At 72.6% G+C, this 9,005-nt stretch carries 9 protein-coding genes; 5 read left to right on the forward strand and 4 right to left on the reverse strand.

Translation table 11 applies throughout. The annotated features are described in order from the left end of the window. Positions 1–282 precede the first annotated feature (282 nt). From motA to MBSD_RS10800, 3 genes are read left to right on the forward strand one after another with little or no spacing between them, the layout of a single operon-like run. On the forward strand, positions 283–1,137 hold the full coding sequence (motA, locus tag MBSD_RS10790) for a flagellar motor stator protein MotA (protein WP_062537335.1): 855 nt from the start codon (positions 283–285) through the stop codon (positions 1,135–1,137). 7 nt (positions 1,138–1,144) lie between these two features. Next, on the forward strand, positions 1,145–2,137 hold the full coding sequence (gene motB, locus MBSD_RS10795) for a flagellar motor protein MotB (RefSeq protein ID WP_082306618.1): 993 nt from the start codon (positions 1,145–1,147) through the stop codon (positions 2,135–2,137). A 31-nt stretch (positions 2,138–2,168) separates the two neighbouring features. Further along, positions 2,169–2,918, forward strand: a complete 750-nt coding sequence (locus MBSD_RS10800; protein WP_062537336.1) for a DUF2884 family protein — start codon at positions 2,169–2,171, stop codon at positions 2,916–2,918. 40 nt (positions 2,919–2,958) lie between these two features. Here the strand turns inward: MBSD_RS10800 and MBSD_RS10805 are convergent, their stop codons facing one another. Continuing rightward, positions 2,959–3,615 carry a class I SAM-dependent methyltransferase gene (locus tag MBSD_RS10805; protein ID WP_062537337.1) on the reverse strand — a complete coding sequence of 219 codons (657 nt, stop codon included), beginning with the start codon at positions 3,613–3,615 and terminating at the stop codon, positions 2,959–2,961. Between the two features lie 160 nt (positions 3,616–3,775). Next, positions 3,776–4,375, reverse strand: coding sequence for a short chain dehydrogenase (locus MBSD_RS10810; RefSeq protein ID WP_062537338.1), 600 nt, complete (start codon positions 4,373–4,375; stop codon positions 3,776–3,778). A gap of 102 nt (positions 4,376–4,477) precedes the next feature. On the opposite strand from MBSD_RS10810, the gene MBSD_RS10815 reads away from it, so the two are divergent. Together MBSD_RS10815 and MBSD_RS10820 are read left to right on the forward strand one after the other, a co-directional pair. Further along, positions 4,478–5,398 (forward strand): LysR family transcriptional regulator, encoded by a 921-nt coding sequence (locus MBSD_RS10815; protein ID WP_062537339.1) that lies wholly within the window; start codon positions 4,478–4,480, stop codon positions 5,396–5,398. A 74-nt stretch (positions 5,399–5,472) separates the two neighbouring features. Next, on the forward strand, positions 5,473–6,312 hold the full coding sequence (locus MBSD_RS10820; RefSeq protein WP_062537340.1) for a mechanosensitive ion channel family protein: 840 nt from the start codon (positions 5,473–5,475) through the stop codon (positions 6,310–6,312). Positions 6,313–6,509: 197 nt separating this feature from the next. Here the strand turns inward: MBSD_RS10820 and MBSD_RS10825 are convergent, their stop codons facing one another. Continuing rightward, positions 6,510–7,856 carry an acyltransferase family protein gene (locus tag MBSD_RS10825; RefSeq protein WP_062537341.1) on the reverse strand — a complete coding sequence of 449 codons (1,347 nt, stop codon included), beginning with the start codon at positions 7,854–7,856 and terminating at the stop codon, positions 6,510–6,512. A 272-nt stretch (positions 7,857–8,128) separates the two neighbouring features. After that, positions 8,129–8,893 carry a LytR/AlgR family response regulator transcription factor gene (locus tag MBSD_RS10830; RefSeq protein ID WP_062537342.1) on the reverse strand — a complete coding sequence of 255 codons (765 nt, stop codon included), beginning with the start codon at positions 8,891–8,893 and terminating at the stop codon, positions 8,129–8,131. Positions 8,894–9,005 lie beyond the last annotated feature (112 nt).

Genomic DNA, 9,005 nt, shown 5'->3' on the forward strand with positions numbered 1-9,005 from the left:
AGGGTCGCATCGCCAAGCACTATCCGGACGTCGATCCGAAGGAAAACTCCAAGCAGGTGCTGGCCGACCTGGCCGCGTTGCAGCGGAACGCCGGCGGCTGAACCGCGCCCGGCGCGGGGCCGCCCCGCCGGCGCGCCGGCGTTCGCGCCGGCCCGCGCCGCCGCGCAGGCCCTGCGGGCCACGGCGCGGCCGCGCGCGAGCCGGCGCGCGTGTAGTCCTCCCTCAATTTCCGCGCCGACCCGCCGCTATCAGGGAGACGCAGCATCTCCAGCGGAAGGGTTCATGCTACTCATCGTCGGATCGGTCGTCGTCGTCCTCAGCGTGATCGGCGGCTTCCTGCTGTCGCACGGCAACCTGCTGACGCTCTGGCAGCCCTACGAGATCCTGATCATCGGCGGCGCCGCGTTCGGCGCCTTTCTCACCGCCAATCCCGGCAAGGTGGTCAAGGCCGCCGGGCGCGGCATGCGCGACCTGTTGCGCGGCGAACGCTATGCGCGCCAGGACTACGTCGACCTGCTGTCGCTGATGTACGACGTGCTCGTCAAGATGCGCAAGGAAGGCATGATGTCGCTGGAGGAGCACGTCGACAATCCGCGGCAGAGCGCGCTGTTCAACGCCTACCCGCGCCTGGCGGGCGACACGCCGCTGATCGAGTTCATCACCGACTGTCTGCGCCTGATGGTCGGCGGCAACATGAATCCGCACGAGCTGGAACACCTGCTCGACGTCGAGCTGGAAACCCACGAGCACGAGGCGCAGCTGCCGGCGCACGCATTGGCCAAGCTGGCGGATTCGCTGCCCGGCTTCGGCATCGTCGCCGCCGTGCTCGGCATCGTCACCACCATGGCCTCGATCGGCGGCGACACCGCTGAGATCGGCCGCCACGTCGCCGGCGCGCTGGTCGGCACCTTCCTCGGCATCCTGCTCTCCTACGGCTTCGTCGGGCCGATCAGCGCGGCGATCGAGCACCGCGCGCAGGAGGACGGCAAGGCCTATGCCTGCGTCAAGATCGCGCTGCTCTCGGCGCTGCGCGGCTACAACCCCCAGGTGTCGATCGAGTTCGCGCGCAAGACGCTGTCCAGCAAGGCGCGCCCGAGCTTCCAGGATCTGGAAGCGCACCTGAAGGGCCAGCGCTGACGCCGCGATGAGCGAGCAGGGAACGACCATCATCGTCCGCCGCGTGCGCAGGAAGCGCGCCGGTCATCACGGCGGCGCCTGGAAGGTCGCCTACGCCGACTTCGTCACCGCGATGATGGCGTTCTTCCTGGTGATGTGGCTGGTCGGCGCCGGCAGCAACGAGCAGAAGGCGGCGATTTCGCGCTACTTCAAGAACCCGAGCGCGCTGAGCGGGCAGAGCGTGACGCCGGCGATGGGCTCGCTCGGTCCGGGCGGCGCCAGCAACAGCCTGATCAAGCTGGGCGGGGCGATGGAGATCCCGCGCGGTCCGGGCGACCGGCTGCGCGATGCGCCGAAACCGGCCGCCTCTGCCGCCGCCGAGCAGGCCGCGCGCGCCGCCGAACGGCAGCGGCTGGAATCGCTGATGCAGGAACTGCGTCAGGCGATGGACAGCAGCCAGGCGCTGAAGCCGTTCAAGGACCAGCTCCTGCTGGACATCACGCCGGAAGGCCTGCGCATCCAGATCGTCGACAAGCAGAACCGGCCGATGTTCGACCTCGGCAGCGCGCGGCTGAAGGCGTACACGGCGGCGATCCTGCAGGAGCTGGCCGGCTTCCTCAACGAGGTGCCGAACCGCATCAGCATTTCCGGCCACACCGACGTCGTGCAGTACAGCCGCGACGACGGCTACGGCAACTGGGAGCTGTCGGCGGACCGCGCCAACGCGGCGCGGCGCACGCTGGTCGCGGCCGGCATGCGCGACGACCGCGTCGCGCGCGTGGTCGGCCTGGGCGCGTCGGTGCTGTTCGACAAGACCGATCCGCGCGACCCGGTCAACCGCCGCATCGCCATCATCGTGATGACGCGGCAGGCCGAGCAGACGGCGCTGGATTCGGAAGAAGCGCCGGCGCGGCGGATCCCGGCGCCGCCGGCTTCGGAGGTGGCGGCGCTGTCGCCGCCGCCCCCGGCCGCGCCCGCGGCGCCGCCCGCGTTCAGCACGCATTCCGCGGCGCCGCGTTAGTGCTGCGTCCACGCCACGCGCCGCCACACGCATGCCGATCCTCGCCGCACTGCCGCTGTTCGCGGCGTTCGCCGCTTCCATGCGGAACGCCGACGCCGACTGGAACGTCTGCCACGCCGTCAGCAGCTACGACCTCACGGTCGGTCCCGCGCTCACCTTCGAGCGCGCCGCGCCGGCGCCGCGGCGCGTGGAGATGCGGGACGGCCGCCTGCGCGTCGACGGCGTGGCGCCCGCGCTGAATGCCGAGGACCGCGACCGCATCGCGCTGTTCGAGCGCAACGTGCGCAGCCTGGTGCCGCAGGTGAAGACGCTGGCCGAGCGCGGCGCCGACCTGGCCGCGCAGGCGGTGCGCGAGCAGGTGGCGGCGATCTCGCCGCAGGCCGCCGCCGATCCCGCGTTCGCCGCGCGCCTCGCCGCGCGCACGCGCGAGCTGAAGGCGCGCATCGCCGCCAGCGCCAGCACCAGGGATTGGCAGGGCGAGGCGCTGGACGCCTACGCGCAGGACGTCGCCGCCGACATCCTGCCGATCGTCGGCGCCGACGTCGCCCAGCAGGCGCTCGACCTCGCCATGCAGGGCGACCTCGCCGGCGCGGCCGCATTGAAGGACCGCGTGGCGAACCTGCAGCCGGAGCTGGAAGCGCGCATCCGCGCACGCCTGCAGACGCTCACGCCGGAGGCGCGCAAGCTGTGCCCGACGCTGCGCGAGCTGGACCGGCTGGAGTCCGGCCTCGACGCGCGCCTGCCCGGCGGCCCGCTGCAGCTGATCGAGATCGCGCGCTGAGCGCGGGCGGCGGGCAGCGCGGCGCGCGTCCGCGTCGGTGCTAGCGTTTGCACAGCAGCGTCACGCCGTCGCCGATGGTCAGCATCGCCGGTTCGACGCGCGCGTCGTCGCGGATCTTCGCGTTAAGCGCGCGCAGCGCGACGGTATCCTCGTCCTGCCGCGCCGGGTCGGCAACCGCGCCGGACCACAACACGTTGTCGATCGCCAGCAGGCCGTTCGGGCGCAGCAGTTCGAGGCAGCGTTCGTAGTAGCCGTCGTAGCCGGTCTTGTCGGCGTCGATGAAGGCGAAGTCGAAACCGCCGGCATGGCCCTCGCGCAGCAGCGCGTCCAGCGTGCGCTGCGCGGGTCCGAGGCGCAGCTCGATGCGCCCGGCGACGCCGGCCTCCTGCCAGTAGCGGCGCGCGATGTCGGTCCATTCGCGGCTGATGTCGCAGCACACCAGCCGGCCGTCGGCCGGCAGCGCCTGCGCCACGGCCAGCGCGCTGTAGCCGGTGAAGGTGCCGATCTCCAGCGCGCGGCGCGCGCCGGTCGCGCGCACCAGCACGGCGAAGCACGCCGCCTGGTCGGGGCCGATCTGCATGCCCGCCTGCGGCAGCTTCGCGGTTTCCTCGCGCAGGCGGCGCTGCACGTCGCTCTCGCGGGTGTGCTGCCGGACGTACTGCTCGAGGGCGTCGGTGAGGGGGAGGCGGCGGCTCATGGCGCGGTTCCGTGGGCGACGGGGCGTCCATTATGCGGCGCTCAAGCCGGGGCGCGGCGAGCGCTGGCAGTGCCGCGTCGGCGGCGAGGTCGTGCGCATCGAGGAGAACGAGCACCGACCCGCGCCGGCGGAGCGCCGTTTCCGGCGCTCCGCTTGCGGTTCACGCCACGGTGTAGACTTGGCCGGTCTGGTGGCCCTCCACGCTGCGGCTGTAGGCCAGCGCCACGCGCGCCGCGGGCACCGCCTCGAAGCCGCGGAAGTAGGGCGCCAGCGCCGGCATCGATTCCTGCAGCACGTTCGGGCTGACTGCGTTGATGCGCAGGCCGCGCGGCAGTTCGATCGCGGCGGCGCGCACGAAGGCCTCGATCGCGCCGTTGACCATGCTGGCGGAGCTGCCGTAGCGCACCGGATCGGTGCCGAGGATGCCGCTGGTCAGCGTGACCGAGCCGCCGTCGGCGAGGAACTCGCGGCCGATCAGCGCCAGGTTCACCTGGCCCATCAGCTTGTCGCGCAGGCCGATGCCGAACAGCTCCTCGGTCATCTCCTCCAGCGCGCCGAAGTGCACGTTGCCCGCGGCCGAGACCACGGCGTCGACGCGCCCGGCCTGTTCGAACATGCGGCGGATGCTGGCGCCGTCGGTGATGTCGACGCGCAGCGCGCCGCTGTTGCGGCCGGCGGCGACGATCTCGTGGCGCTGGCCCAGCTCCCGCGCCACCGCCTTGCCGATGGTGCCCGCGGCACCGACGATCAGGATCTTCATGCTTGCTATCCGGAGACATGGCGACCCGCTGTCGCCCGCCGGGTAGGATGGGCGCGCGCAGCGCCGCGAAAAATCGCCTGGCGCCGGAATGAGCGTTCGCACATGAAAACAATCCTGGGACGGTTCGATCAAGCGCTCGCGTTCGCCACGGTGGCCGAACTCGGCAGCTTCACTCGTGCCGCCGAGCGGCTCGGACTGTCGAAGGCGCACGTCAGCGAACAGGTCAGCGCGCTGGAGGCGGCGCTGGGCGTGCAATTGCTGCACCGGACCACGCGCCGGCTGGCGCTGACCGAAACCGGCCGCATCTACCTCGACTACTGCCGCCAGTTGCGCGACACGCTGCAGGACGCCGAGCGCGCGGTGTCGGCGGCCAGCAGTGAGGTCGGCGGACGCGTGCGCATGACCGCGCCGACCTCGTTCGGCGACATCTTCCTGCCCGACATGATCATCGCCTTCCGGCGCGTCTACCCCGCCGTCGAGGTCGACCTCGACCTCAGCATCGTCAAGCACGATCTGGTCGCGGAAGGCTACGACCTGGCGCTGCGCAACACGCGCGTGCCCGAGGAGCACCTGGTGGCGCGCCCGCTCGGCGTGATCCGCGAGGTGGCGGTGGCCAGCCCGGCGTTCCTCGCCGCGCACGGTCCGCTGGACACGCCGGAGCGCATCGCCGCGGTGCCCTGCGTGATCAACAGCAACTTCCGCGACGACCAGCGCTGGCCGTTCGTGCGCGGCGGGCGCACCCGCGCGGTGCGCGTCGACGGACCGCTGCGCGTCAACTTCTACAGCGCGATCCGGCGCGCCGCGCTGGTCGGCGCCGGGGTGGCGCGGCTGCCGCTGTACATGGTGCGCGACGACCTCGCCGCCGGCGCGCTGCTGCGCGTGTGCGCCGGCTGGGAGCTGGAGGCGCTGCCGCTGTACCTGCTGCAGCCGCAGCGGCGCCACCAGCCGTTGCGCACGCGGGTGTTCCGCGACTTCCTGCTGCGGTGGTTCGAGGCGCCCGAGCGCCGCGAACTGTTCACCTGAGCGGCGCGCGCCGGCCGCGCCGGCGCGGATGGTAGGCTAGGCGGTGCTCGATCTGCCGCGAGACGCATCCCGCCATGGAAGCCTTCCTCCAGCGCATCGGATTCCCGAACCTCCCCCACGAGGCGCTGCACTACGGCCTGCGCGGCGCGGCCGCCTTGCTGATCCTGCTGGTCGGCGTGTGGCTGGCCGCGCGCTTCGCCAACCTGCTGCGTCGCGCGCTGGAGCGCGCGCGCGTCGATGCGACCCTGACCGGCTTCCTGCGCAATCTGCTGTACGGCGTGCTGATCGCGGTGCTGGCGGTGGCGACGCTGGATTTCGCCGGCCTGCCCACCACTTCGCTGGTCGCCGCGCTGGGCGCGGCCGGCCTCGCCATCGGCCTGGCCCTGCAAGGCTCGCTGTCGAACCTGGCCTGGGGCGTGCTGCTGATCCTGTTCCGTCCGTTTCGCGCCGGCGACTTCGTGCAGGTGGCGGGCGTGATGGGCACGGTCGAGCGCGTCGACCTGATGTACACGGCGCTGGTGCTGCCCGACAACCGCGAGGCGGCGATCCCCAACGCCAAGGTTGGCGCGGACGCGATCATCAACTTCAACCGTCGCGGCACGCGCCGCGTCGAGCTGGTCGTCGGCATCGGCTACGGCGACGACATCGGCCGCGCCGGCGCCGCCGTGCACGCGGTGATCGAAGCCGACCCGCGCGTCCTGCGCGATCCCGCGCCCGACGTCGCCGTGCTCGAGCTCGCCGACAGCAGCGTCAACCTGTGCATCCGCGTGTGGGTGCGCACCGCCGACGTGTGGGCGGTGCAGACCGGGCTGCTGCGCGCGATCAAGGAGCGTTTCGACGCCGAGGGCATCAGCATCCCGTTCCCGCAGCGCGAGCTGACCGTGCGCCACGTGCAGGGCGCCGCCGCGCCGTAGGCCGCGGCGGCGCCGCGCAGCGCCGCCAGTGGCCATCCGCCCGCCGCGATGCCCGCGCGCGCCAGCGCTTGCCAGGCCGCGTGCAGCGCCGGCGATGCGGCCACCGACGGCGGCTCCGGCAACGCCGCCGCCGACAGCACGCCGCACAGCAGCGCGAGGACGAAAGCGCGGCCGGCGCGTTCCATGTCGCATCCCGCTCACGCCGCGTTGCCGTGGCCGAACGTGCCGCCCTGCGGCTTCAGTCCGAACAGCGGACGCACCCAGCGGTACGGCCGCACCGCGAATTCGTACAGGCCCATCGTCACCGCGAACGAGGCGACCACCAGGAACAGCCACTTGCCGAGGATCGACTCGTGCGGCACCTGCACCACGTAGTAGGCGATCACCACGATCACCGTCTGGTGCAGGATGTAGAACGGATACACCGCCTCGGTGGCGTAGCGGCGCAGCGGGTTGTCGCGGTTCAGCCAGCGCTTGCCGAAGCCGAGCACCGTCAGCACCCAGCACCACGCGTTCAGCGCCGACAGCGTGGTGCCGGCGAGCAGGCCGGGCAGGTTGCCGGCGCCGGGCTCGAGCTTGTTCCAGCGCAGGTAGTCGATGGCGAGGATGGCGAAGAACGCCAGCCGCAGCGCGTGCCAGCGATAGCGCTCGATCGCCGACCACACGCCCTCGTCGCGGCCGAGCAGGAAGCCGTAGGCGAAGAACACCAGGTAGTAGCAGAAGTTGCCCCAGTCGCCGACCAGCGCCTTGGTGTCCGGGAACCACAGGTACAGCGCGTGCGCGGCCGCCAGCGGCACGCCGAGCAGCACCAGCCGCCCGCCGTGCAGGCCGGCGCGCAGCTTTGCCAGCGTCTGCGCGCCGCGGTCGCCGCGCAGCCACAGGAACGCCGGCAGCAGCAGCGCCGAGTAGCAGAACAGGTAGGCGACGAACCACAGGTGATGCCAACTGGTGTTGCCCTTCGGGTACGGCACCAGCGCGAAGATGCTGGACCAGAACTGCAGGTAGTTCGCGTACGGCACGCCCTGCGTCAGCCGCTCCATGTAGATCTGCGGCGGCACCACCACCAGCATGCCGAACAGCAGCGGCAGCAGCAGCCGCTTCGTGCGCTCGCGCAGATAGCCCGCGCCGCCGCGCGAGCCCAGCGCGAACCAGGTGCCGACGCCGGAGATCAGGAACAGCAGCGCCATGCGCCAGCGCGACAGGAAGTACATCCACTCGAGGAACAGCGAGCTGGTCTCGGCGTTCTTGATGTGCCAGCCCCATTCGGCGACGAACGGCATGCCGCTGTGGAACAGCAGCAGCGCCAGCACGGCCAGCACGCGCAGCCAGTCGAGGTCGTAGCGGCGGGGCGGCGCGGTGGCCGGCGCCTCGCCGCCGGCATCGCGCGGGGTCGGCATGGCGGAGGACGCGGATGACGGCGCCAGCGGGCCGGCTCGGCCTTCGCCGTCGCGGTAGCTGGAGGTCTGGCCGCCTCCCGCTTCGGCATCGGTGCGGGCGGCGGCGATGGCGAAGCCTTCGCGCAGGGTGAGGTCGTCGTGGCGCATGGCAGGGCTCCGGGGTTGGACGCCGCCACTGTCGGCTCGCGATGCGCGCGCGGCCACGGCCGCGGGGATGAAAGCCGGCGCGGCAGGGACGAAGGCGGGGGCGCCGGGGATGGAGCGGGCTGCGCATCTGCCGGAAAGGCAGCGCAAGCCGTCCTGCGGACGGCACCCCCTCACCCCGACCCTCTCCCGGCGGGGGCGAGGGAGGCATGCACGGCGCTGCCGAGTCGGCCGAGTCGCTCGCGCCGGCGCGTCGCAGCGGTGCCGCGCGACCGCTATGGCCGCAGCAGCAGGCTGGGGGGCGCGGCGTCGACGTAACGGCGCGTCCAGGTGACGCGGCTGCCGTCGTCGAGCAGCAGGCGATATTCGCCGTCGGGCCAGGGCGTCACCTCGCGCACGGCGGCGATGCGCACCAGCGTGGAGCGGTTGACGCGCAGGAAACGCGCCGGGTCCAGCCGCGCGGCCATGCGCTCCAGCGTGCCGCGCAGCCGGTAGGCGCGGCCCCCGGCGTGCACCACGAGATAGTTGCGGTCGGCCTCGATGCGGTCGACGCGCTCGACCTCGACGAAGCGCGCGTGGCCCGCGTCCTCCAGCAGCAGGTGCGCGGCGTAGCGCTGCGGCTGCGGCAGCGCTTCCAGCAGCGCGGCCAATCGCGCCTCGACGTCGCCGGCCTGCGGCGGCACCAGCCCGGCGCGCAGCCGCGCCAGCAGTTCGGCGAAGCGCTGCGGGCTGACCGGCTTCAGCAGATAGTCGAAGGCGTGCACCTCGAAGGCGCGCAGCGCGTAGGCGTCGTGCGCGGTGACGAAGACGATGCGCGGCAGCGCGTCCGGCGGCAGCGCCTCGACCACGCCGAAGCCGTCGATGTCGGGCATCTGCACGTCGAGGAACAGCACGTCCGGCTTCAGCGCCGCCACCTGCTCCAGCGCGCTGCGGCCGCCGTCGGCTTCGCCGACCACCTCGAAGTCGGGCGCTTCGGCGAGGTAGCGGCGCAGCTTGGCGCGCGCCGGTGCCTCGTCGTCGGCGAGCAGCACGCGCGGCATCTCAGCCCTCCGCGCGCAACGGCAGGCGCACGCGGGCGATGCTGCCGCCGCCTTCCGCCGCCGCCAGTTCGAAGCGCGCGGCGTCGCCGTACAGCGCGGCCAGCCGCGCGCG

Source organism: Mizugakiibacter sediminis, assembly GCF_000953855.2.
Lineage (GTDB): Bacteria > Pseudomonadota > Gammaproteobacteria > Xanthomonadales > Rhodanobacteraceae > Mizugakiibacter > Mizugakiibacter sediminis.